The organism is Arthrobacter sp. YAF17 (assembly GCF_052113365.1).
In the GTDB taxonomy this organism is placed as follows: domain Bacteria; phylum Actinomycetota; class Actinomycetes; order Actinomycetales; family Micrococcaceae; genus Arthrobacter.
The window spans coordinates 1-21,824 of the sequence record NZ_JBFRDB010000035.1; the positions used below are offsets into that span (position 1 = coordinate 1).

A 21,824-nucleotide genomic window follows, 5' to 3' on the forward strand; every position below is an offset into this window, starting at 1 on the left:
ACCACCGCCGAGGACCTCGAGATCATCGCCGACAAACTCAACAACCGGCCCCGTCCCACGCTCAACCTCGAGACCCCCAAACAACGCATGCGCCAACTCATTGCCACCGCGGCCTAAACCCAGTTGTTGCAACGACCAATTGACTTTGAGGGCCCGGGATGGACGCTAAGTGACCCCGCGTTGTTTGTTTGGTGGGCCGGGCAGGATCTGGCCGGCTCGCAGGACCGCCACCAGCTCGAAGTCCGGGCCCACGGCGACGACGTCGGCGCGCATCCCGGCCCGGAGCCCCCCGATTTCGGCCTCCAGGCCCAGGACCCGGGCAGGGACCAGGGTTGCCGCCAGGACGGCGTCGGCAGGGCTCACCCCGCCGGCAATGGTGGTCCGGACAACCTCCAGCAGCGTCGCCGTGCCGCCGGCGAGGGCGCCGTTGCTGCTCAGGGTGGCCACGCCGTCGTGCACCACCACCTCAGAAGGACCCAGGGCGTAGCCGCCGTCGGGCAGCCCGGTTGCCGCCATGGAGTCCGTCACCAGCGCGATGTTTCCGGCGCCGGCCAGGTCGAACACCATCCGGACCGTCTCCGGGTCGAGGTGCACCCCGTCGCCGATGAGCTCGACGACGGCGGTCCCCGCCGCCGCCAGCCGCAGGCAGGCCGCGGCCGGCCCCGGCGCCCGGTGGTGCAGCGGAGGCATGCCGTTGAACAAATGAGTCACCGTCGGCCGGGCATGCGGCCCGAAGCCCCGCGCAGCCCTGCCGATGAAGTCGGCGGCCTCCGCCAGCGAGGCAGCGGCCGTCCGCGCATCGGCGTCGGTGTGGCCCAGCGAGGGCGTGACACCGTGGCCGGTAAGCGTCCGGACCAGCTCGCTGGCGCCCGGCAGTTCGGGGGCGTAGGTCACCGTCCTCAGGGCACCGCCGGCAGTGTCCAGCATTTCCCGCAGCAGTTCAGGATCGGGGTCCCGGAGCCAGCGGGGGTTCTGCGCGCCGCAGCGGGCGCGGGAGAGGAAGGGGCCTTCGGAATGGATCCCGGCGATGAGTCCCTCGGCGGTCAACTCCTTGAGGACGCCGAGTGCCCGCAGCAGCTCACCGGCCGGGGCGGTGACGAGGCTGGCCAGCAAAGTGGTGGTCCCGTGGCGGTGGAGGAAGTCCACTGCCTCCCGGCAGGCCTGGTCATCTCCGGTCGGGAATCCGCCGCCGGCCGCGCCGTGGCAGTGGAGATCGACGAGTCCGGGCAGCAGCGAGCTGCCGGGCGGCAGCGGGAGCTCCTCGGCGCCGGGGAATTGCGTGGCGTCATAGCCGTCGCCGGGTCCCGCGTAGGCGATCCGGCCGCCCGCCACGGCCACGACGGAGTCCGCGGTGCTGGCACCGTCGGTGAGGAGGGTGCCGCGCAGGACGAAGGCGGGAGCGGTTTCGCGGGATTCCGGCATCTGGAAAGTCCTCAGCAGTACGGCGCGGCGGATGGGGTCAGTTGAAGACTAGCCGCCCGGTGAAGCAGACGCCGTTCCGGCTGCCGTCGGTTTCCACGATCCGGACGCGCGCAGTGCGGGTGGCGAAACAAAAGGGGCTGCCTCCAGCCACATCTGGAGGCAGCCCCGCAGGCATCGGGCAGCGGGGTCAGGCCCGGGGGCTGACCATCTCCTCGATGGAGAGGCGCTTGGCGGTTTCCTTCGCCTCGACGCGTTCGGCGGCGGCTAGAACCTGAACGGCGTCCTGTTCGCTCACTACGACGACGCCGTCGGCGTCGGCAACGATGATGTCGCCCGGCGCGACGACGACGCCGGCGATCGCCACCGGGATCTGCAGCCGTCCCGGGCCGAACTTGTACGGCCCGGCGGGTGTGACCGAGCGGGCGAAGACGGGGAGTCCGCAGGCGGCCAGAGCCTCTGCGTCGCGGACCGCGCCGTCGATCACGAAACCGGCGATGCCGAGCTTCTTCGCGCGGAGGCCGATCAGGTCACCGATGAGCGCTCGTGACTGGTCCCCGCCGCCGTTGACCACAATGACGTCACCGGGCTTCGCACCGTCGAGGGCGGTGTGGATGATGAGGTTGTCCCCGGGGCGCGTCCAGACGGTGAAGGCGGGGCCTGCGAGCCTGGCGCCGGCCCAGACCGGATAAAGGCCGGACGCTACACCGATCCGCTCCTGGGCGTCGCCGATGTTGGCGGCCGGGATGGCGCCCAGCCGGCTGATCACGTCCGGGGTTGGAGCGTAGGTGGAGGAAATGGTCTCTGCCTGCATGTCCTGCACGGCCTCTCTGATGGTTTCCATGGTCACTTCTGCTGGAGCAGTTCTTCGATGACGGGCTTGATGGTCTTTTCGCGTTCTTCCCAGAGTTTGCTGGCATCGCTGCTGGACAGCCACGCCGGCTGAGTGGCAGCGCCCTTGAGCTTTTCCTGTACCGCAGTGTTTTCGTAGGCCTTCTTGAGCGCCGCCTCGAGCCGGGCAACGACGTCGGCGGGGGTCTTGGAAGGAACCGAGAGGACAAAGGTGCTGGACATCGGAGCCATCTGGTAGCCGGCGCTCTTGAGCGTCGGGACGTCGGGGGCGAACGGGCTGGGCTGGTCCGAGACCACCGCGAGGAGTTTGAGGTCTCCGGCCTTGTACTGGCCGAAGAAACTGGATACCCCGCCCAGGGAAAAGTCGAGTTCGCCGGAGACCAGGGCGGCTACTTTGTCGGCGCCGCTGTTGTAGTGGACGATGTTGAAGTCCAGGCCCAGCTCCTTCTCGAGAAGCAGGAGGTTGATGTGATCGTCGCCGGCACGGGAGTCTGTCCCTGCCTTGATGGTCCCGGGTGATGCTTTGACGGCCTCGAACAGGGACTGGATGTCCTGGTAGGGGCTGTTCTTGTTCACTCCGATCACCACGGCATTCGTCGCGTAGGCGCCGATGGGAGTGAAGCTGCTGCGGGTAAACCCTGCCTTCTTGGACGGGTCCAGGTAGCGGCCCAGGATGGACGGGACGTTCGTGGTTCCAAAAGTGAGGCCGTCGGGCTTCGCGTTGGCCACGTAGCTGAGGCCCACGATCTGGCTGCCGCCTTCCTTGTTGACCACCTTGACGTTGGCGCCGAGGTCCTCCTGCATGGCGGGCGCCACGATGCGGGCCAGAATGTCGCTTCCGGCGCCGGCCGCGGACGGAACGACCCACTCGATGGTGGCCCCTGCTTTGGGGAACGCGCCGCCCGCAGGGCCGGTGCCGTTTGCTGCGCCTCCGCAGCCGGTGAGGGCCAGGGTGGCGGCGGCGATGGCCGCTGTGGCCAAGACTGTCAGTTTCTTCATTTCGCAAGCTCCTTTGGTGCGACGGGGACGTTGGTTTTCTTCTTCAGCGTTGAAGCGATGAGGGGGCGGACGGCGCCGAACACGATGGCGATGACGATGACCGCGATGAGGGTGAGGCTGATGGGTCCCTCGAGGAAGACGCTGTAGTCGCCGCGGGACAGGGCCAGCGACCTTTGGAAGTTTTCTTCGAGCATGGGTCCAAGGATCAGGCCAAGGACCAGCGGGGTGAGCGGGACCTTGACCAGTTGGAAGATGTAGCCGAGCACCCCGGCGCCGAGCATGATGAGGATGTCGAACGGGCTGCCGTTGATGGAGTAGGTCCCCAGGAACATAAAGGCCAGGATGGCGGCCATCAGGTAGTGGAAGGGGACTTTCAGCACGGCGATCCATACCCGGGCGAGGGGGACGTTGAGGATGAGCAGGATCAGGTTGCCGACGATCAGGCTGGCGATGATGGCCCACGCGACATCCGGGTTATCGCGGAAAAGCAGCGGTCCGGGGATCAGGCCGTTCATGGTGAAGGCGCCGGCCATGATCGCCACCGTCGCCGACGTCGGGATGCCCAGGGTGAACAACGGGATCATGGACGACACGGCCAGGGCGTTGTTGGCCGATTCCGGGCCGGCGATGCCCTCCACTGCGCCCTTGCCGAACTCGTGGGACCGCCTGGACATCTTCTTCTCGGCGGCGTAGGACGCCAGGGAAGTCGCAGCACCGGGCGAGCCGGGGAGCAGCCCCATAAAGAAGCCGATGACGGAGCCGCGCAGGGCCGGGAGCGCGGAGCGCCGCAGGTCGGTGCGGGTGGGCATGAGCCGGGCCACCTTCAGCGGGCTCGGCACGCCGAGCGGGCCTTTCTGGGCCTGTCCGAGGACCTCGCTGAGGCCGAAGATGCCCATGACCACCGCCACCAGCCCGACGCCGTCGAACAGTTCCGGCAGGTCGAACGTGAACCGGGCGAGGCCGACGCCGGAGTCCACGCCGACTGTGGCAATCGCAAGTCCCGTAGCTGCACTGAGCAAGGCCTTGGCGGGGTTGTTGCCGGCGAAGCTGGTGATGAGGGCGAAGCCGAGCAGGGAGACGAGGAAAAGCTCCGGGGCGCCGAACTCCAGCGCCAGCCTGCTGAACGGTGCCACCACAACGAAGCCGATGACTCCGATGAGTCCGCCGATGAACGAGGCCAGGGCCGCGATGACCAGGGCAGGGCCGCCTCGGCCCTTCTTCGCCATTTGGTAGCCGTCCAGGGTGGTGGCGATGGAGGAGGCTTCGCCGGGGATCCGCAGCAGCACTGCTGTGGTGGTTCCTCCGTAGGCCGCGCCATACAGGATGGCGGCGAGCATGATGATGGCGGAGGTGGCATCCAGGCCGAAGGTGACCGGGATCAGCAGTGACACCGCCGCGGCCGGCCCGAAGCCTGGCAGGACGCCCACCAGCATGCCCAGGACGCAGCCGAGGAGGGCAAAGAGCAGGTGTTCGGGAGTTAGGACGGTGGCGAGACCACCGAGGAGCTGGTCAAATCCCATGGGTCACAGCCCCAGTCCGGCAAGGAAGTCCAGGCTGGCCGTCGGCAGTGCGGTCCCGAGCCAGACCTCGAAGACCAGCCGGGAGGCCAGGGCCGCGCCGACCGCCACGGCGGCGGAAATCCACAGTTTTCGCTTGCTGACGAAGTGGAGGATAGTGCCCAGCTGCAGGGTCATGACGACGGTGTAGCCGAGTAGGGGGAGCAGCAGCGCGGCCAGCAGGATTGAGCCGACAATAATGCCCACCCGGGCCCAGCCCTGACGGTCCGGGAACTCGGCGACGTCGGGCTCGTCGCTGTTGTCGTCGTCGAGCAGGGACACGAGTGCTGATTCCGACTCGTGGTGCGGCGGGAGTGATTCCGTCGTGTCGCTTCCGGAGACGGCGGCGCCCGGCGCCGTCGCCAGGTCCGGCGTTCGGCGGGCGGCGACGAGCTGCAGGATCCAGAGGATGCCGGCGATGGCCATGAGCGTTCCGGCGACCGCCGGGAAGAACCCCGCCCCGACCCCGGAGCTGTTCGACAGGCCGTAGCCGGCGCCGACGACGGCGATCCCCAGGCCTCCTGCCAGGGCCGCTCCCGCGACCGTCCATTCAAGCGCCACCGGCGCTGTGAGGGTTTGCATCTTAGTGTCCGCCTCTCTGCGGCAAAATAAGTTGAGAACAAGGGTTACAAGCCTGATCCCCTAACCAACTTGCAACCTTGCACAGGATTGCATCTTCGTGAGAGAGTGTCAAGCATCACATGTTTTCCCCCGCGGACCTCAAAGGAGAGCCATCTTGAGTTTCAAAGCAGTAGTGGCCAGCAGTACGGCCCGGCTCAGTGCATCCGAGGAGCGCGTCATGAACGTGCTGCTCGGTGATGAGATGTCCGGCATCACCGCGGCTGAAGTGGCGGAACGCGCGCAGACCCACGAGTCCACTGTCGTGCGGCTGGCAAAGAAACTCGGATACCGCGGATACCCGGAGCTGCGCGGTGATCTGCGCAGGGACGAAACCCCCATGGAACACTCCCACGGACAGATCATGCGCGGAGAGTCCGGCTACGATCTCTCCGCGTTCATCGCCGACGAAATCCGGGCACTGAAGCGGTTGCCGCACTTTGTCCCGCAGGAGGACCTGGACGCTGCCGCGGGAACGCTGCACGCGTCGCGGACCGTGTACCTGTTCTCCAGGACCGACGAGAGGCCGACGCTTGATCTGCTGGCACGGCGGATGCGCCGGCTCGGCCTGACCACGGTCACGCTGGGCACAACACCAAAGGACATCGCGGAACGCTTCGCAAGCTTTGACCAAAACAGCACGCTGATCGCCATGGCCCTGCGCGAGGCACCAGGCCAGCTGGCGACGCTCGTTTCCGAGGCCGCCCGACGCGGCGGCAAGACGATCCTGATCTCGGATGTGCCCGGCTACCGCTTCCGGCCCAGCCCGGACCATCTCATCACAGCCCGCCGGGGTGACGATACGGAGTACCGCACCCAGCTCATCCCCGCGGCCCTCGCCTATGCGCTGCAGCTTGCGGTGTTCCACACCGATCCGGCCAGATACCAGGCGGCCCGGGACGGCATCGACGACCTGACCCGCCTCCTGGGGGGAGCAGACGAAATCCCGCTGCGTCCGTGAGCGCGCGTCCGTGGCGCGCGGCGCTGAGCGCCCAGGCTGTCCTCGCCCAGGCCGCGTGGGTGGGGATCCGGCTCATGATCGGCTACAGGGCCCTCGAAGCCGGGGCTGAACCCGTGTTCCTTGGTGTCGTGGCGTCCACGTTCGCGCTCCCAGCCCTCATTGCGGCGCTCCCGGCCGGCAGGCTCGCGGACAAGTTCGGCGGGACACGGATGTCGATCATCGGCCTGTTGTGCGCGGCAGCGGGGACAACGCTCATGTTCGCGGTGCCGGGCCTGCCCTTCCTTCTCGTGGCCAGCGTCATCATCGGCCTGGGGAACCTGTTGGTGATGGTGGGACAGCAGACGTTCGTGGCCCATGCCAGCAGCAAGGGATCAAGCGACAGCGCCTTCGGCACCCTCACCGCCGCCGCCTCGGTGGGCCAGTTGATCGGTCCGCCCGCAGTCACCTTGGTGGCATCCCTGGGCGGTGGCGGCGGAGCTGCGCCCAATACGGACCTCGGGCTTTTGGTGTGCATCGGCTTCAGCTTGCTGGCTACCCCGGCCTTCTTTTTCCTGCGCCGCACGGACGCGGCCCTCCGTGAGGAACGGCGGCTGGCGGTCGCGTCCCGGCCCGCAGAGGGCGGCCTCTACCGAACCCCAGGCTTGTGGCGGTCGCTCGCCGTCAGCGGTGCCGTGCTGGTCACCGTGGACTTGATGTACGCCTTTGTCCCGGTGTGGGCCACGGAGCAGGAAGTGAGTGCAACGGCTGTCGGGCTGCTCCTGGCCCTCCGCGCAGCCGTCTCCCTGATGAGCCGGGTGGGTCTCACGCGCCTCATTCACCGGTTCGGACGCAAGGTATTGCTGCTCACTTCCATTGTCACAGCCGTGGCGTCGCTGATCGCGCTCCCCCTGGTCGGACCCTATGGCGCCATTGCCGTGATGATCGGGCTGGGAATCGGCCTGGGCATTCCGCAGCCATTGACCATGGCCTGGGTTGTTGCCCTGACGCCGGCATCCCGCCACGGAGCGGCCCTCGGGCTGCGGATGACCCTGAACCGCCTCGCCCAAATCACACTGCCGATCGCCGTGGGATCGTTCGCGGCACCGTTGGGGGTCCTGGGCATCTTCTGGGCCAACGCCGCGCTGCTGGCCGGCGCCGTCGTCGTCGTCGCCGGGTCGGATGCCGGCTCAGCCACGCCTCCTCAGCCTGACTGAGGGCGGTTCCGGTCCTCAGGCCATCAGGGTGAGCACCGCGATCCGGTACCCCTCGGTTGATTCGATGAGCTGGTAACAGAAGCGCTCGGGCTGCCGGCCGCGGTAGGACCAGGTGACGTCGGCCCAGACGGTGCCCGGCGCCTCGCCCATGATGACGGTCTGCCGGCCGACGTCGTCCACTCCGGCGTACTGGCTGAAGGCGGAAGTGAAGAACTCCTCGGTCTGGCGGGAGTCGCTGACCGGAATCGACGTGCCGGGGAACAGGATGAGTGAAGGCACCGCGTACAGGCCGGCGATCGCCTTGGCGTCGCGCGCCAGCAGCGCTGCGGCGTAGCGCTCGAAAAACTCTTCTACCTTGCCCGGGGTCGCAGTCATGGCCCCAGACTACAAACTCCCCGCGCCCCGCGCACCGGCTTCTTGAACCCGGCGGGTGGGCGTCATCGGGTAAATCGGCCCTACCGTCCTGCCCGCGGGCGGTCCGATAATCGGCGTATCCACCCCTGTCCAAACTATGGAGGCGATCGACGTGTCGGTTTATACGCTGGGAATCTGGTTGGTGCACCCGGGCCGCGAGAATGATTTCGTGCAGGCGTGGCGGGATCTGGCCCGGAAGACCCAGGAGGACTTCCCGCACGCGAAGGCCGTGCTGATGCATGACCATGACGTCCGGAACCGGTTCATCAGTACCGGGCCGTGGGAATCCCTGGAACAGGTGGAGCAGTGGCGGGCGTCCGCGGTGTATACGCAGGGCATCGAGGCGATGAAGGACCTGCTGGAGCATTTCGAGCCGCACACCCTGGACGAGGCCGCGGGCATCGGCGGGGATTAGCTGCCGGATTCCCCGACCGTCAACGCCTCGAGCACCGCGGGCAGGAGCACGCCGTTCCGGCCCCAGACCGGGTCGAACACCTCCACGTACCAGGACTCGGCCAGCAGCAGGGCGAGGGTTTCGTTGGCCTCCTCGGTCCAGTCCCGGAGCTGTTCCCCGCTGACCGGGCCTTCGCTGCTGCCAAGGACCGTCACCACGGCGTCCTCCCACAGGGTCACAGGGATGGAAGCCTGGCTGGTTTCCCCGGGAGCGTGTGCCACAGTGACCAGGCCGGTCCGCGTGGACAGATCCAAGAGCGCCGACGCCGACTCCGCACTGCAGAAGCCCGTCACGTAGGCCCGCTGCGCATGTCCCTCCGCGAGGACGCCGGGCTGCGATTCCCTGGTGAAAAGGCTGTTCCGGTTCAGCTCCGCGAGCCCGCCGGCGATGACCTTCGTTTCGGCGTCGAAACCGGGGGTGAAGGTCCCCGGCTGGTACTCGCTGCGGCCTTCCAGCCAGCGCGCGGTGAGCTCGCCGGCTGCCGGGATGGTGCCGGCCTGCCGCCAGACCTCACGGTCTGCCAGGAGCCGGCCAAAGGAATCCCGTTCGGTGGTGTATCTGTCCTCTGCCATGTTTGAACGCTACGCCTTCCGCGCGGTGGCCGCCGACGGGTTCGTGGCGGACGGGGTGCCGCCTGCGGCGCCGGAGTGCTGCTGCAGCAGCAGGGCGAGGCGCTCGCAGCTCAGGCGGAGGGCCTCCAGTTCGCGCCGGCTGTATTCGTCGATGGTGCGGTGGATCAGCTCCGGGAGCTCCCCGGCTTCCTCATCCACCTCGAACTCGTGGTGCAGCGTGACCTCGGAGGACTCCTCCGCGCGGAGGATCTCCCAGCCGCCGTCGAGACGGACCAGCGGGGGTTCCAGCCCGAGCTGCCGGAAGCCGGCACGGTGGCCCGCGGCATCGAAGACCCGGTGGCAGTGGCTGGAGTTCAGCGAGCCGTTGGCCACGACAGACGTCCGTAATTCATGGGCGGCGTCGTCGCCGCTGACCCGTTCGGAGTAGACAGTGAGTCCGTCAAGGAGAGGCCAGTGCGACGAGTCGCGCAGCACGGTGAAGATGAGGTCGGCGGGGGCACCAATGGTGAGCCGGTGGGTTGTCCGGCGGGTGGTCAGCGGCAAGTCCTACACCTCCTGTGATCTGCGGGCTTGTTAAGCAATCTAAGCCAGCCGGGCGGGGCCGTGCAGATTTTTGTCCCGCGGCGTCACGGCGGGAAATCTGGGGTAACACTCGGCCTCCGCAGGGGACCTTGGCAGTCGCCGGATGAAGCCCGGTGACCCCTTGTATCCCTTGGTTTCACGGCACTTTGACCCGCCTTCCGGCGGCCCGGATAGTAACTGGCACCAGCATCACATCCGAGCCTTCCAAGGGGAGAACAATGTCCAGAACCACCCTCAAATCCGGCGTTACTGTCGCGCTCGCGGCCACCACCCTGCTGGGCCTGGCGGCCTGCTCCGACCCGGGTGCCTCGGCTGCCGGCAATGCCAGCCCCGCGGCGTCGTCGGCCACGGGCATCAAGCAGTTCAACCTCTCGCCGGAGCAGGACCGGATCACGGTCACCGTCAACAAGGAAGCTGCCGCCCTGGTGCCGGACGCGATCAAGCAGGACGGCAAACTGACCGTTGCGGTCAGTCCGTTCGCGGCCCCGCTGGCGGTCTACGCCACCGACAACAAGACTCCGGTGGGCAACGAAGTGGACCTCGCAGTCGCCCTGGCCCAGTCGCTCGGGCTGGAAGCCGACATCGTCCCGACCGCGTGGGCGGACTGGCCGCTCGGCGTCGACTCCGGCAAGTACGAGGCGGTGCTCTCCAACGTGACGGTGACGGAGGAGCGCAAGCTCAAGTTCGACTTCGCCAGCTACCGCGACGACAAGCTGGGCTTCTACGCCAAGGCCGACAGCGCCGTCAGCAAGGTGGAGACGGCCGCGGACGTGGCCGGCAAGCGCGTGATCGTGGGTTCCGGCACCAACCAGGAGTCCATCCTGCTGCGCTGGGATGAGGAGAACAAGGCCAAGGGCCTGAAGCCGGTGGAGTTCCAGTACTACGACGACGACTCCGCCTCCCAGCTGGCCATCCAGTCCGGCCGCGCGGACCTCACCTTCGGCCCGAATGCCACATCAGCCTTCAAAGCCGCCTCGGACGCCAAGACCAAGCTCGTGGGCCTGGTCGACGGCGGCTGGCCGCTGAAGGCGAACATCGCGGCCACCACGAAGAAGGGCAACGGCTTTGCTGTGGCCGCCGCGGCCGGCCTGAACCACCTGATCGCGGACGGCTCCTACGCGAAGATCCTGGACCGCTGGGGCCTCAGCTCCGAGGCCGTCACGAAGTCCGAAGTCAACCCGGCGGGCCTGCCCAAGAAGTAGCCTCCACGCAGCACCACGCCACACCAGACAAACCAGGAATCCCCGCCGGAAAGTGTCCGGCGGGGATTCCTTGTCTGCCTGATGCGTCGATTGCTCCGTACCCGCCCATATGAGCCCTCAAAACGGCGGGTACGGAGCAATCGATGGGGATGAGCGGCTGGAGATCCTCTAGAGATACTGCTCCCAGAGCGTCAGCTGGAGCCGGGTGAGGGCGGTGCCGCTGCCGTCCGTTCCGCTATGTCCCACGGCCGTGCCGGATTCCGTCTCGCTCATCGTTTAGGCCCGCGCCGTTTCAGCCGGGGATGCCGGGGTGGCTTGGGCCTCCGCGGAGCCGGGATCGGCCCCGGCGGCTCCGGGGCGGACCGGAGCGGCCAGCCCGAGATTCTCCCGGAGCGTGGTCCCGGCGTACTCGGCCGGGTACACGCCGCGTTCCTGCAGTGCGGGAACCAGGTGGTTGACGATGTCGTCCAGCCCGCTCGGGATCAGCCAGGGCGAGATGTTGAAACCGTCGACGGCGCCGGTGCGAGCGTACTCGGCCAGGCGGTCCGCGACCTCTGTGTAGGAGCCGGTGAACGTGGAGTCCCCGCGGCTGGTCTTGGCGGAGACGAACTGGCGGATGGACTGGCCCTTGTCCTTGGCCTCCGCGCGCCACTGGTCCGCCAACTGGCGGGCCTTGGCGCCGTGGAAGCCGCTGCCGCGGGTTTCGGACGTCTCCTCCACCACGGGGTCAATCTCGGGCAGCGGTCCGTCCGGGTCAAACTCCTGAAGTTCCCGGCCCCAGAACTGCTCGAGGTAGGCGATGGCCTGCTGCGGGCCGATCTGCAGGCTCCGCACCCAATCCTTTTTCGCCAGGGCCTCCTGCGGTGTGGCGGCCAGGATGAACTCGCTGGCGGGCATGATTTTGACGTCGTTGGCCCCCCGGCCCGCCTTGAGGGTGCGTTCGACGATGTCGCCGCGGAACTTCAGCGCGTCGTCGAGCTGGGGGTGCGCGGAAAAGATGACGTCCGCCTGGCGGGCGGCAAAGTCGCGGCCCTCGGGGGAATCGCCGGCCTGGAACAGGACCGGACGGTACTGGGCGCTGCGGGGCAGCCGCGGCGAGACGTCGACGGCGTAGTGCTGGCCGGTGTGCAGCGCCCGGCGGACGGCGCCGGGGGCGGCCCAGCGTTCGGCCGACGCCGAGGCGGCGATGGCGCCGTCGTCCCAGGCATCCCAGATCCGCTTGGCTGTCTCCACGAAGGCCTCGGCATGGACATAGCGGTCCGCGTGGTCGAGGTAGCCGCCGCGGCGGAAGTTGGCGCCGGTCCAGGCATTGTCCGTGGTGACGATGTTCCAGGCCGCGCGGCCGCCGGAGAGCAGGTCCAGGGAGGAGAGCCGGTGGGCCAGGTCCGCCGGATCGTTGTAGGTGGTGTTCTGGGTGGCGACCAACCCGATGTGCGTGGTGACGGCGGCCAGGGCGGCCAGGGCAGTCTGCGCGTCCGGCCGGCCGGCGACGTCGAGGGCGTGCGGGCGGCCGAGGTGCTCGCGCAGCCGCAGTCCTTCACCGAGGAAGAAAGCGGAGAACAGTCCGCGCTCGGCGGTCTGGGCGATCCGCCGGAACGATTCGAAGTCCGTCTGGGAACCGGACTCTTCCGATTTCCAGATGGTTCCTGAGTTGACGCCCTGGAAGAAGACGCCCAGCCGAAGCTGCCCGGACGGAGTGAATTCCCGGGCGGGATTCGCGGTGTGGCTCACGGTGATCTCCTTAGTTTCCTGCGTTGACGGCGTCGGCGGCCGGTGAAGCGGCCGGTGAAGCGGCCGCAGCGTAGCGGCTGGCGGGCCGGGCCAGGCCCAGCTGCTCCCGGAACGTGGTGTCGCTCTGCGCCGGTGCCAGGATTCCGCGGCGGCGCAGTTCGGGGAGGACCAGCCGGCCGAGTTCTTCAAGGTCGGTGTCCAGGACCGCCGGGTGCAGGCGGACGCCGTCGGCGGCAGCTTTTTCACCGGCAGCCGCAGGTGAAAGGAGCCCGGCGAGGAGTTCGATGAGCTCGGTGGGGGCACCGACGAAACGCGCCCGCGGGCTTTCCCACGGAGTGTGCGCGTCCAGTGCGGCGAGCCGTTCGGCCCCGCTTTGCCCGCGGGAGGCGAGGACGACGTCGAGCTCGGCAATGAGGGCCGGGGCGGTCCCGGCGCCGAACGCGGCGAGGGCTTCCCGGGTTTCCGCGAGCTCGGCGGCGAGCAGTTCCGGCGTCGGAGCGGAGACCAGGAGTCCGTCTGCAGCGCCGGCGGCGAGCTCCTCCGGTGCCAGCAATCCGGCCGGGGCCAGCACGGGTAGCTGGCCCTGGAGCGGACGCGGGATGATCGATGGACCCTTGACGGAGTAGGTCCCGCCCGCAAAATCGGCGTAGTGGAGCTTGTCCACGTCCAGGTAGCGTCCGGTGGGGACATCGCGGATCACGGCGCCGTCCTCCCAGCTGTCCCAGAGCCGGCGGCTGACCTCGATGGAATCCGCGGCTTCCTGCGCGAGCCGGTCCCTTCCGACCGGTTCACGGCCGACGGCGGCGGCGTCGGCGGTGCTGGCCGACGCGGCGACGAGCCAGCCGGCCCGTCCACCGGTGACGTAGTCAAGGCTGGCGAGCTGGGTGGAGACGTGGAACGGCTCCGTGTAGACCGTGTCCACCTCCGGGATCAGTGCGATGGAGTGCGTGATGGGCCCTGCGAAGGCTGCGCGCTGCAGGGAGTTGAGCTGTGCGGCGGCGTCCGCGGGCCGCTCGGCGTCCTCCGGTCGCGGGGCGTCACTGAACGTGGCGGCGTGGAAGCCGGCGCTTTCGGCGGCCAGGACCACGTCGCGGAGCCTGGCCGGCGTGAGCACCGCGGCCGGGGCTGTGCGGGTGGCGCGCCACGCGGCGGGGTGGCTGCCGGCGCCGTCGAGTTCGATGATTAGCAGGCCGGCGCCGTGGCCGGGCGGGCGGGTGCCGAGGGGTTCGGGGGAGATGCTCATGACACGTCCTGACGTTCGTAGGGGATCTGCTCTCCGGCTTCGACGGCGACCGGCAGGCGGTTCTCCGCCGGCGGCAGGGGGCAGGTGGCGAGGTCGGTGTAGGCGCAGGGCAGGTTCACTGCGCGGTTGAAGTCGAGCGTGACGGTGCCGTCCGGGCCGGGCGCCGCAACCGTGAGGGAGCGGTTGGCGGCATAGGTGGTCCGGCCCGACGTCGCATCGGTGAACAGCACGGACAGGGTGCCCGGGGAGTGTCCGTTGAAGGCGGTGAGGACCAGATCCTCGCCGCCCAGCCGGAACCTGAACTCGCCCGGCGCCTCGTAGACGTGTTGGATGCCCTCGACCGCGGCCCCGACAGTGGTCTGGCGCGGCTCAGCGAAGGGAACGAATATTCCCGAAACGGAATATTCGCTCGCTGGTGCATAGGCGGGTGTTCCCTGGTAGCCGGTGAGCAGCGGATTCAGCGGATGCCGCGGCCGCACAACATACCGGCCGCCGCGTTTGGCGACCTCGATCACGGTGTGCCCGGCCCCGGCGTCCTCCACGCGCAGGTTGAGGCCTTCGCGCTCGGAAATCGGCCCGAGGAGCACGGTGGCTCCGGTCCCGTCGGCGTTGAGTTCCTGACCGTCGCGGAGGACCCGCTCGCCTGCCCCCAATACCAGGCGGACCGCGTCATGCTCCACGCTCCAGGTGCCCGGCGCGCCGTCCAGCCGGGCGGGGGAGGCATCGAGCCAGTGCAGGTGGGTGACGGCGAGGAAGCCGTGCGGGTCCGCGCGCCGGCGTTCATGCGCGGCGTGCCACCCGGCCCACTCAGCGGCAAAGGAATCCGTGCTGGTGGCCGTTTCAGTGGGCGTAGACATGGGAGCTCCTGTGGCTGGTGTGGTCGGCGGCGACGCGGGCCGCGGCGTCGGGTTCGGTGCCTGTAGTGCCAGTGAGGCTGAAGCCCGGGCGGCCGGCGAAGGGGTCGCCGTCGGCCCAGAGGTCGGTCGGCGCCGCGGCCCGGACGGCCGGGATGACTTCGAGCGCAAACCGCTCCAGGATGTCCAGCTGCTGCTCGAACGGCTGCGTGGTGGGCAGGGAGATGGACTGCAGGTCGTGGCCGTAGAGCTCGTGGTAGCTGAGGATCTTGTCGATCACCTGTTCCGGGCTGCCCACCAGGGCCGGTCCTTCGGCGACGGCGTGGTCGATGTCCCGGTAGGGCGAGTTGTTACCGGGGACGTCACGGCCGGCGGTGAGTGCCTCATAGACCGGACCGAACTGGCGTTTAGCCTCCTGGGTGGTGTCCGCGATGAAAACGCCGCCGGCGCCGGCACCCGAGCCCAGGAACTGGTGCTTGGGATCGTGGCCATGGCGTTCGTACTCCGCGCGGTAGTGCTCGATCAGCACGGCGTAGTTTTCCCGCGGCTGGATCGCATTCGCGGTGAACAGCGGGTCGCCCCACTTGGCGGCCAGCGCGGCGGAGGTCAGGCTGGTCGCCGAACCGTGCCAGACGCGCGGTGCCCCGGCGAACGGTCGCGGTGTGGTGGTGGTCGGCTCGGTCAGCGGCGGGCGGAACCTTCCGGACCAGGTGACGTTCTCCTCGCTCCAGAGCCGCCGGAGCAGCCCGTATTTCTCGGCCAGGAGGTCCCATTGATCGTCCAGATCCAGACCGAACAGCGGGTACTGCAGCACCTCGTTGCCTTTGCCGATCACGAGTTCCAGCCGGCCGCGGCTGAGCTGGTCGATCGTGGCGTAATCCTCCGCAACCCGCACCGGGTCCAGCACGGACAGCACGGTCACCCCGCTCTGCAGCCTGATCCGGCTGGTCACCGCGGCGATGGCCGCGAGTACGGTGGTGGGGGAGGAGGAGATGAACTCGCCGGCGTGCCGTTCCCCGACGGAGAAGCTGTCGTAGCCGAGCTCCTCGGCGCGCTGCGCCGTTCTGACCACCTGGTTGAGCCGGTCGGCGGTGGAGACGATCTCCCCGGTCACGGGGTTCTTCAGGTGCGGAATGATGTCCAGGACCTGGAACCTCACGGTGTTTTCCCTTCCCGGGCGGGCCCGAAGTTCGCCTCGGTGACCGTCTTCGCCTCCGCGAGGGCTTCCTCGGAGAGGCCCCAGCGCTCCAGGACCTTGCCGTAGGAGCCGTCCTTGATGGCCGAGTTCAGTGCGTCGGTGATGGCGGGGGCCAGACCGTTGCCCTTGAGTGTGGTCGCGGCCACGAGGGTCTCGGACGGCCAGCCGGCGTTGACCTTGCCCACCACCTTCAGGTCGTCGCGGGTGTTCTCGCGGTACGTCACGGAGGGGAAGGGGGCGATGTTCAGGTCGGTGCGGCCGGAGGACAGCGCCAGGATGGTGTCGGCATCGGACGAGTAGTACTGCAGCACCGCGGGGGCCTTGCCCTTGGCCTCGAGTTCCTTGTTCCAGGCGATCAGGATCTTCTCCTGGTTGGTGCCTGAGCCGACGGAGATCTTCAGCCCGGAGATGTCGTCGGAGCCTTTGATGCCGTAGCTGGAGGTCTTCTTCGCCTCGAAGCCCATGTACGCGGCCCGGTAGCTGGAGAAATCGAACAGCTTCACGCGGGCGGCATTGATGCCGACATTGGAGAACACGGCCTCGAAGTCGCCGGACTGGGTCTTCAGCGGCCAGTTCTCCCAGGATGTCACCTGGACGTCCAGCTCCAGGCCCAGCTTGTCCGCGACCAGCTGGGCGATGTCCAGTTCGACGCCGATCGGCGTCTTGTCGTCGCTGGCGTGGAAGGACAGCGGGATGGAGCCCGCGGTGGTGGCCACCGTCAGCTTGCCGTCCTTGTTGATCAACTCGGGGACGTTCGCGGCCAGGGCCGGGTCCTTCTGCGCGCGGATTCGTTGCTGGTCCGGCGAGGTGTTGTAGACGACGCCGTTCCTGGCCGCCGTCGTGGCCGGCTGCGCACCGGCCGCCGCGGCGCCCGGATCGGAGCAGCCGCTGAGCGCCAGGGTCCCGGAAAGTGCTCCAAGAAGGGCGACGGCGGGAAGTCCCGCGAGGCGGCGGAAACTGGGTGTGCGGGTGATGCGAGTAGCCATGGGGGGTCCTTAGATGTGGAAAGCGGGTTCGATCACCTTGGAGAAGAAGCTGCGGGTGCGTTCTTCGCGCGGGTTGGTGAAGATGTCCTGGGGGCTGCCTTGTTCCACGATCTGGCCGTCGTCCATAAAGATCACGGTGTCTGCGACGTCGCGGGCGAAGCCCATCTCGTGGGTGACGATGATGAGGGTGGTGCCCGAGGTGGCGAGCTCGCGGATGACGTCGAGGACCTCGTTGACGAGCTCCGGGTCCAGGGCCGAGGTGGGCTCATCAAAGAGCAGGATCTTGGGGTCCAGGGCCAGCGCCCGGGCGATCGCCACCCGCTGCTGCTGGCCGCCCGAGAGCTGGCGGGGGTAGGCGCCGGCGCGGTCCTTCAGCCCCACCCGGTCCAGGAGTTCGAGGCCCCGCTCCCGCGCCTCCGCCTTGGTGAGGCGCGGCTTTCCGGAACGCGGCGCGACGACGGGCGCCTCCACCACGTTTTCCAGGGCCGTGAGGTGCGGGAAAAGGTTGAAGTTCTGGAACACCATGCCGATTTCCGTGCGCTGCTTGAGGACGTCCCTTTCGCGCAACTCGTGGAGCGTGCTGCCGCGGACCTCATAGCCCACCAGCGTCCCGTCGATGGCGATGAAGCCGCCGTCGACCTTTTCCAGGTGGTTGATGGTGCGCAGCAGGGTGGACTTGCCTGAACCGGAGGGACCGACGATCACGGCCACGCCGCCGGGCTCCACCGTCAGCGTGATGCCTTTGAGGACGTCGGCGGCGCCGAAGGACTTGCGGACCTTCGTGATCTCCACGAGCCCGCGGGTGGGACCGGCGCCGGCGGCAGTGGCGCCGGCGGCGGGGAGTTCGGTGGCAAGGGTGCTCATCGGGTGACCTTCGCTGAGTTGTCGGCAGACAGGGCGTGGGTGGACAGGAACTTGCGGGCCTTCTGCAGCGGCGTCAGGGGCAGCGTGCGGACGGCGCCCTTGGAGTAATGCCGTTCGATGTAGTACTGGAAGACGCTCAGCACCGAGGTGATGGCGATGTACCAGAGGGTCGCCACGAGCAGCAGCGGCAGGACCTGCTGGGTCCGGTTGTAGATGACCTGCACGGTGTAGAAAAGCTCGGAGTAGGCCAGCACGTAGACGATCGAGGTGCCCTTCACCAGGCCGATGATCTCGTTGAAGGCCGTGGGCAGGATGGCCCGCATGGCCTGCGGCAGGACGATCCTGGTGGAACGCCGCCAGGCCGGTATGCCGAGCGCCGCGGCGGCTTCCAGCTGGCCCTGGTCCACGGAGAGGATGCCGCCGCGGATGATCTCGGCCGAATACGCCGCCTGGTTCAGGGTCAGGCCGAGCACCGCCGCCGCGAACTGGCTGATCAGCGTGGTGGTCTGGATCTCGAAGAACCGGACATCGGTGAACGGGATGCCGAGGCTGATCTTCTCGTACAGGTACCCCAGGTTGTACCAGAGCAGCATCTGCACCAGCAGCGGGGTGGAGCGGAAGATCCACGAGAAGGTCCAGGACACGGAGACCAGCAGGGGCGACGCGGATAGCCGCATCAGGGCCAGGATGAAGCCCAGCACGAAGCCGAGGATGCCGGAGATCGCTGTCAGTTTGAGGGTTTCCAGCAGGCCGTTCAGGATCGACTTCGCCGTGAACCACTGCGCCACGATGCCCCACTCCCAGCGCGGGTTGGTCGCCAGCGACCAGGCGATGCCGGCGACGCCGAGGGCCACCACCACGGTGCCGACCCAGCGCCAGGGATGGCGGGCAGGGATGACGCGGTAGTCGGCGTAGTCCGTGGCGGGGCCGCGGTGTCCCGGAAGCGGCCCGCCGTCGGCCGCCGGCGTCGCGGCAGCCGGAACGGCCGTGGCCGCGGACGGCCCTGCGGCAGTGTTGTCGTCATGGGTTTGGGCTGTGCCGCCGGCAGACGCCGGCTCGGGTGCGGACTGCGCCACCTTGGTTGTTGTCGAACTCATGCGCCACCTCGCTTCTTCCAGTTGCTTCGTAGGGGGTCGGGATTTCTGCAAATCTAGGGGCGCGCCAGAGGCCCGGCAAGGCCGGATGTTGCATTCGGTCACGGGGCTTCTTGCGGCGTCATGAGTCGCTTTTTTGCACTGTTTGACGCCCCGTGACGTGCGGTGAACAGCCGTGACCGACGCCTCGACCGGCGCCTTGCGGCTTGCCTAGCATGGGGCCCTGAAGCACCCGAAAGCGCCATCCCGAGAAGGAGTCCCATGCCAGCGAAAGCCCCCACAGTGGTCTTTGTTGGCGGCGGTCCCCGCACGGCCGGCATCCTGGAGCGCCTCGCCGCCAACAGGCCCGGACTCCTCGACGGGCCCTTGGACATCCACGTGGTCGAGCCGCACACCGCGGGCTCCGGCCGGATCTGGCGCTACGACCAGCACCCCGGCCTCATGCTCAACTCGGCCGCCGCGGACGTCACCATGTTCACCGACGAGTCAGTGACCTGCGAAGGTCCCGTGGCAGCCGGCCCGGGCCTGGCCGACTGGGCCGCCGGTGTCCTGGCCGGCTCCATCACGGACGTCCCGGAGCTTCCGTCGGAGTTGCGGTGCCAGCTGGAAGAACTCACAGCCACCACGTTCCCCACCCGGCAGCTCCAAAGCCTGTACCTGGAATGGTTTTTCCGGCGCGCTGTCGCACAGCTTGCTCCGGATGCCACAGTCACCGTCCACCAGGACACCGCTGTTGCGATCGAACAGGTCCCGCCCACGCCGGGACAGCACGACGACGGCCCGCACCACGACGACGGCCGGCACCTCGTGCGGCTGGCCGGCGGCGCGGCGCTGCAGGCCGACGTCGTGGTTTCCGCGGTGGGGCATACAGACTCGCTGCCCGATGCGGCGTCGGCGGCGTGGGCCGACTTCGCCGCCCGGCACGGTGGCTTTCATGCGGCGCCCAGCTACACCACCGACGTCGACTATTCGGCGATCGCCCCGGGCCAGGACGTGATTGTCTCCGGCATGGGCCTGGCGTTCGTGGACCTCCTGGTCCTGCTCATGGAGGGCCGGGGCGGACGCTTCGAGGACACCCCCGACGGCGGCCTGGAATACGTGCCGTCCGGCGCCGAACCACAAATCTGGGCGGGATCCCGGCGTGGTGTGCCGTACCACTCGAAGATTTCTTCGCAGTTGCGCGGCGAACCGGCCGGCGCGCCGCGCTTCTTCACCGCGGGCGCTGTTGACGCCCTCTTGGCCGAGCACGGCGAGCTTGATTTCCGCACCCAGCTCTGGCCCTTGATCGCCAAAGACGCAGGCTACGGCTATTACCGCGAGCTGTTCACCGGCTACCCCCAGCGGACCGGCATGGACTGGTCCGACTTCGCCGGGCGCTTCGCCGCCGTCGACTGGTACAGCCCGGAGCGTGTCCGGCTGGTGGCCGAAGCGGTCCCGGACAAGGAACTGCACCTGGACCTCGAACAGCTGGACCATCCCTTCGCCGGCCGGGAACTGGGCGGGCTGCCCGCGGTCCAGTTCGCGGTCACGTCCTACATCGAGAACGACCTCCGGCTGCGCACCGGACCGGACCATTCGGAGACCCTGGGCCTCTTCACGGCACTGCTCAAGGTCTACATGGAGCTGGGCCGGCTGGTGCCGCCGGAGCGTCTCAACTCCCGTTCGCAGCAGACCGTCCACGGCTGGTGGCACGGGTTCTTCAGCTTTGTCGACTCCGGGCCGCCGCCGCGTCGGCTCCGCGAGATGCTGGCCCTGCACCGGGCCGGGGTCCTGCGGTTCATCGGCCCCGGGCTGACGATCGCCGCGGACGAGGCTTCGGGCCGGTTCGTCGCTACCTCGGCCCAGGCCGGGGTCACGGTTCACGCCGCCGCGCTGATCGAGGCCCGCCTCCCGGCGCCCTCTGTGGCCCGGTCGGCCAACCCGCTGCTGCGCCAGCTGCACCGCTCCGGCCTGGGCGCCGAGCAGCAGCACCTCAGCGCCGAAGGCCTGCACTCCACCGGGCGGCTGCTCGTCTCGGACCGCAACGAGCTCCTCAGTCCGGTCGGGGAACCGAGCCGCCGCCTGTTCGGCGTCGGGCCCGGAACGTCCGGCTGGGGAGCGGGGGCCTTTGCCAGGCCCGGCACCAACGCGGCTCCCTTCCGGGAAAACGACGCCCTGGCCCGGCGCATCCTGACCGTCCTGGCCGGGCAGGGCGGGCTGGCCGGGCAGGGCGGGCTGGCMGGGCAGGGCGGCTCTTCGAGGCATCCTGAGTCCGCAGCAGACAATCCGACGCCCGCCACCAGCCAGGGAAAGGCCTGACATGAACCAACAAACCGTCCCGGCTCCGGCACCGCCCGGTTCGGCCCTGAACCCTGCGGCGCTCACGGTGCTGGACCTGCCCATGGACGACCCGCGGGTCCGGCCGCTCCTGGACGAACTGGCCGTGGAATATGAAACCCGCTATGCGGGCCTCTTCGGCCGGGGCGCGGCTGCCGAGGAGCTCAACCGCTACCCGGCCGGGGAATTCAGGGCACCGGACGGCGCGCTGCTGATCATCCAGGAGAACGGCGTGTCCGTCGCCGGCGGGGCGTTCCGCAGGCACGGTCCCGCTACGGCCGAGTTCAAACGGATCTGGACCCACTCAGCGCACCGCCGCCGCGGCCTGGCCCGCTTTGTCCTCGCGGAACTCGAGGCGTTGGCGGCCCGGCGCGGTTACCGGCACGTGTACCTGACCACCGGGCCGCGGCAGCCCGAGGCGAAGCATCTCTACCTCAATACGGGGTACGCGGCCCAGTTTGACCTGTCCGCCGACCCCGAAAGCATCGGACCGCTGGCGTTCACCAAGGACCTCCCGCCTCTGCCCTCCCGGTAATCCACCAACGCGGGGTCACTTAGCGCCGATCCGGGGCCCGCAGAATCATACGGTCGTTGCAACATCTGATTTTTTGGAGGTTGCCATGCCGAGTGGTTTTCGGGCGCCGGATGCGCTGAAGGATGAGTTCTTTTCGCTTCTGCGGCAGGGGGTGTCGGTCAAGGAAGCCTCTGCCCGGATT

21 protein-coding genes are annotated in these 21,824 nt (G+C 68.5%); 6 read left to right on the forward strand and 15 right to left on the reverse strand.

The genetic code is table 11. From position 1 onward, the window contains the following. Positions 1–165: 165 nt before the first annotated feature. The 5 genes from AB4Y67_RS18270 to AB4Y67_RS18290 all read right to left on the reverse strand — a co-directional run bounded on the left by AB4Y67_RS18270 (position 166) and on the right by AB4Y67_RS18290 (position 5,408). Positions 166–1,422, reverse strand: coding sequence for an N-acetylglucosamine-6-phosphate deacetylase (locus AB4Y67_RS18270; RefSeq protein WP_441407176.1), 1,257 nt, complete (start codon positions 1,420–1,422; stop codon positions 166–168). A gap of 187 nt (positions 1,423–1,609) precedes the next feature. Further along, complete coding sequence (locus tag AB4Y67_RS18275; RefSeq protein WP_441407196.1) at positions 1,610–2,233, reverse strand: methyltransferase; 624 nt, start codon at positions 2,231–2,233, stop codon at positions 1,610–1,612. 32 nt (positions 2,234–2,265) lie between these two features. Further along, positions 2,266–3,270: a tripartite tricarboxylate transporter substrate binding protein gene (locus tag AB4Y67_RS18280; protein WP_441407177.1), complete on the reverse strand. Its 1,005-nt coding sequence runs from the start codon at positions 3,268–3,270 to the stop codon at positions 2,266–2,268. Further along, complete coding sequence (locus AB4Y67_RS18285; RefSeq protein WP_441407178.1) at positions 3,267–4,790, reverse strand: tripartite tricarboxylate transporter permease; 1,524 nt, start codon at positions 4,788–4,790, stop codon at positions 3,267–3,269. The genes AB4Y67_RS18280 and AB4Y67_RS18285 overlap by 4 nt, the downstream gene beginning before the upstream one ends. Positions 4,791–4,793: 3 nt before the next feature. Beyond that, a complete protein-coding gene (locus AB4Y67_RS18290; protein WP_441407179.1) occupies positions 4,794–5,408 on the reverse strand; it encodes a tripartite tricarboxylate transporter TctB family protein in 615 nt (204 codons plus the stop codon). A 154-nt stretch (positions 5,409–5,562) separates the two neighbouring features. Here AB4Y67_RS18290 and AB4Y67_RS18295 point away from each other — a divergent pair, with 154 nt between their 5' ends. Together AB4Y67_RS18295 and AB4Y67_RS18300 are read left to right on the forward strand one after the other, a co-directional pair. Beyond that, entirely contained in the window at positions 5,563–6,405 is an 843-nt protein-coding gene (locus tag AB4Y67_RS18295) for a MurR/RpiR family transcriptional regulator (RefSeq protein WP_441407180.1), read from the forward strand. Next, positions 6,402–7,598, forward strand: coding sequence for an MFS transporter (locus AB4Y67_RS18300; protein WP_441407181.1), 1,197 nt, complete (start codon positions 6,402–6,404; stop codon positions 7,596–7,598). Before AB4Y67_RS18295 ends, AB4Y67_RS18300 begins: the two co-directional genes overlap by 4 nt. A gap of 15 nt (positions 7,599–7,613) precedes the next feature. Here AB4Y67_RS18300 and AB4Y67_RS18305 read toward each other — a convergent pair whose 3' ends face one another. Continuing rightward, on the reverse strand, positions 7,614–7,973 hold the full coding sequence (locus AB4Y67_RS18305; RefSeq protein ID WP_441407182.1) for a hypothetical protein: 360 nt from the start codon (positions 7,971–7,973) through the stop codon (positions 7,614–7,616). A 151-nt stretch (positions 7,974–8,124) separates the two neighbouring features. Here AB4Y67_RS18305 and AB4Y67_RS18310 point away from each other — a divergent pair, with 151 nt between their 5' ends. After that, complete coding sequence (locus AB4Y67_RS18310) at positions 8,125–8,427, forward strand: antibiotic biosynthesis monooxygenase family protein (RefSeq protein ID WP_441407183.1); 303 nt, start codon at positions 8,125–8,127, stop codon at positions 8,425–8,427. On the opposite strand, the gene AB4Y67_RS18315 is transcribed toward AB4Y67_RS18310, so the two are convergent. Beyond that, on the reverse strand, positions 8,424–9,038 hold the full coding sequence (locus AB4Y67_RS18315; protein ID WP_441407184.1) for a DUF6919 domain-containing protein: 615 nt from the start codon (positions 9,036–9,038) through the stop codon (positions 8,424–8,426). The genes AB4Y67_RS18310 and AB4Y67_RS18315 overlap by 4 nt on opposite strands. Positions 9,039–9,047: 9 nt before the next feature. Then, positions 9,048–9,581, reverse strand: a complete 534-nt coding sequence (locus AB4Y67_RS18320; RefSeq protein ID WP_441407185.1) for an SRPBCC family protein — start codon at positions 9,579–9,581, stop codon at positions 9,048–9,050. A 257-nt stretch (positions 9,582–9,838) separates the two neighbouring features. On the opposite strand from AB4Y67_RS18320, the gene AB4Y67_RS18325 reads away from it, so the two are divergent. Next, entirely contained in the window at positions 9,839–10,822 is a 984-nt protein-coding gene (locus AB4Y67_RS18325; protein WP_441407186.1) for an ABC transporter substrate-binding protein, read from the forward strand. 276 nt (positions 10,823–11,098) lie between these two features. On the opposite strand, the gene AB4Y67_RS18330 is transcribed toward AB4Y67_RS18325, so the two are convergent. Genes AB4Y67_RS18330 through AB4Y67_RS18360 form a run of 7 tightly spaced genes read right to left on the reverse strand, consistent with a single transcriptional unit; the run spans position 11,099 to position 18,795 of the window. Continuing rightward, the gene (locus AB4Y67_RS18330) at positions 11,099–12,553 is read right to left on the reverse strand and encodes an NtaA/DmoA family FMN-dependent monooxygenase (protein WP_441407187.1); all 1,455 of its coding nucleotides are present in this window, start codon (positions 12,551–12,553) and stop codon (positions 11,099–11,101) included. Between the two features lie 10 nt (positions 12,554–12,563). Further along, positions 12,564–13,796 (reverse strand): LLM class flavin-dependent oxidoreductase, encoded by a 1,233-nt coding sequence (locus AB4Y67_RS18335; protein ID WP_441407188.1) that lies wholly within the window; start codon positions 13,794–13,796, stop codon positions 12,564–12,566. Then, a complete protein-coding gene (locus tag AB4Y67_RS18340) occupies positions 13,793–14,653 on the reverse strand; it encodes a DUF1684 domain-containing protein (protein WP_441407189.1) in 861 nt (286 codons plus the stop codon). Before AB4Y67_RS18340 ends, AB4Y67_RS18335 begins: the two co-directional genes overlap by 4 nt. Beyond that, positions 14,637–15,809, reverse strand: a complete 1,173-nt coding sequence (locus tag AB4Y67_RS18345; protein ID WP_441407190.1) for an LLM class flavin-dependent oxidoreductase — start codon at positions 15,807–15,809, stop codon at positions 14,637–14,639. The genes AB4Y67_RS18340 and AB4Y67_RS18345 overlap by 17 nt, the downstream gene beginning before the upstream one ends. Then, positions 15,806–16,834: an ABC transporter substrate-binding protein gene (locus AB4Y67_RS18350; RefSeq protein WP_441407191.1), complete on the reverse strand. Its 1,029-nt coding sequence runs from the start codon at positions 16,832–16,834 to the stop codon at positions 15,806–15,808. Before AB4Y67_RS18350 ends, AB4Y67_RS18345 begins: the two co-directional genes overlap by 4 nt. Positions 16,835–16,843: 9 nt before the next feature. After that, entirely contained in the window at positions 16,844–17,698 is an 855-nt protein-coding gene (locus AB4Y67_RS18355; protein ID WP_441407192.1) for an amino acid ABC transporter ATP-binding protein, read from the reverse strand. Then, positions 17,695–18,795, reverse strand: coding sequence for an amino acid ABC transporter permease (locus tag AB4Y67_RS18360; RefSeq protein WP_441407193.1), 1,101 nt, complete (start codon positions 18,793–18,795; stop codon positions 17,695–17,697). Before AB4Y67_RS18360 ends, AB4Y67_RS18355 begins: the two co-directional genes overlap by 4 nt. 258 nt (positions 18,796–19,053) lie before the next feature. On the opposite strand from AB4Y67_RS18360, the gene AB4Y67_RS18365 reads away from it, so the two are divergent. Together AB4Y67_RS18365 and AB4Y67_RS18370 are read left to right on the forward strand one after the other, a co-directional pair. Beyond that, positions 19,054–21,090, forward strand: a complete 2,037-nt coding sequence (locus tag AB4Y67_RS18365) for an FAD/NAD(P)-binding protein (RefSeq protein ID WP_441407194.1) — start codon at positions 19,054–19,056, stop codon at positions 21,088–21,090. 1 nt (position 21,091) lies between these two features. Beyond that, on the forward strand, positions 21,092–21,643 hold the full coding sequence (locus AB4Y67_RS18370) for a GNAT family N-acetyltransferase (RefSeq protein ID WP_441407195.1): 552 nt from the start codon (positions 21,092–21,094) through the stop codon (positions 21,641–21,643). Positions 21,644–21,824 lie beyond the last annotated feature (181 nt).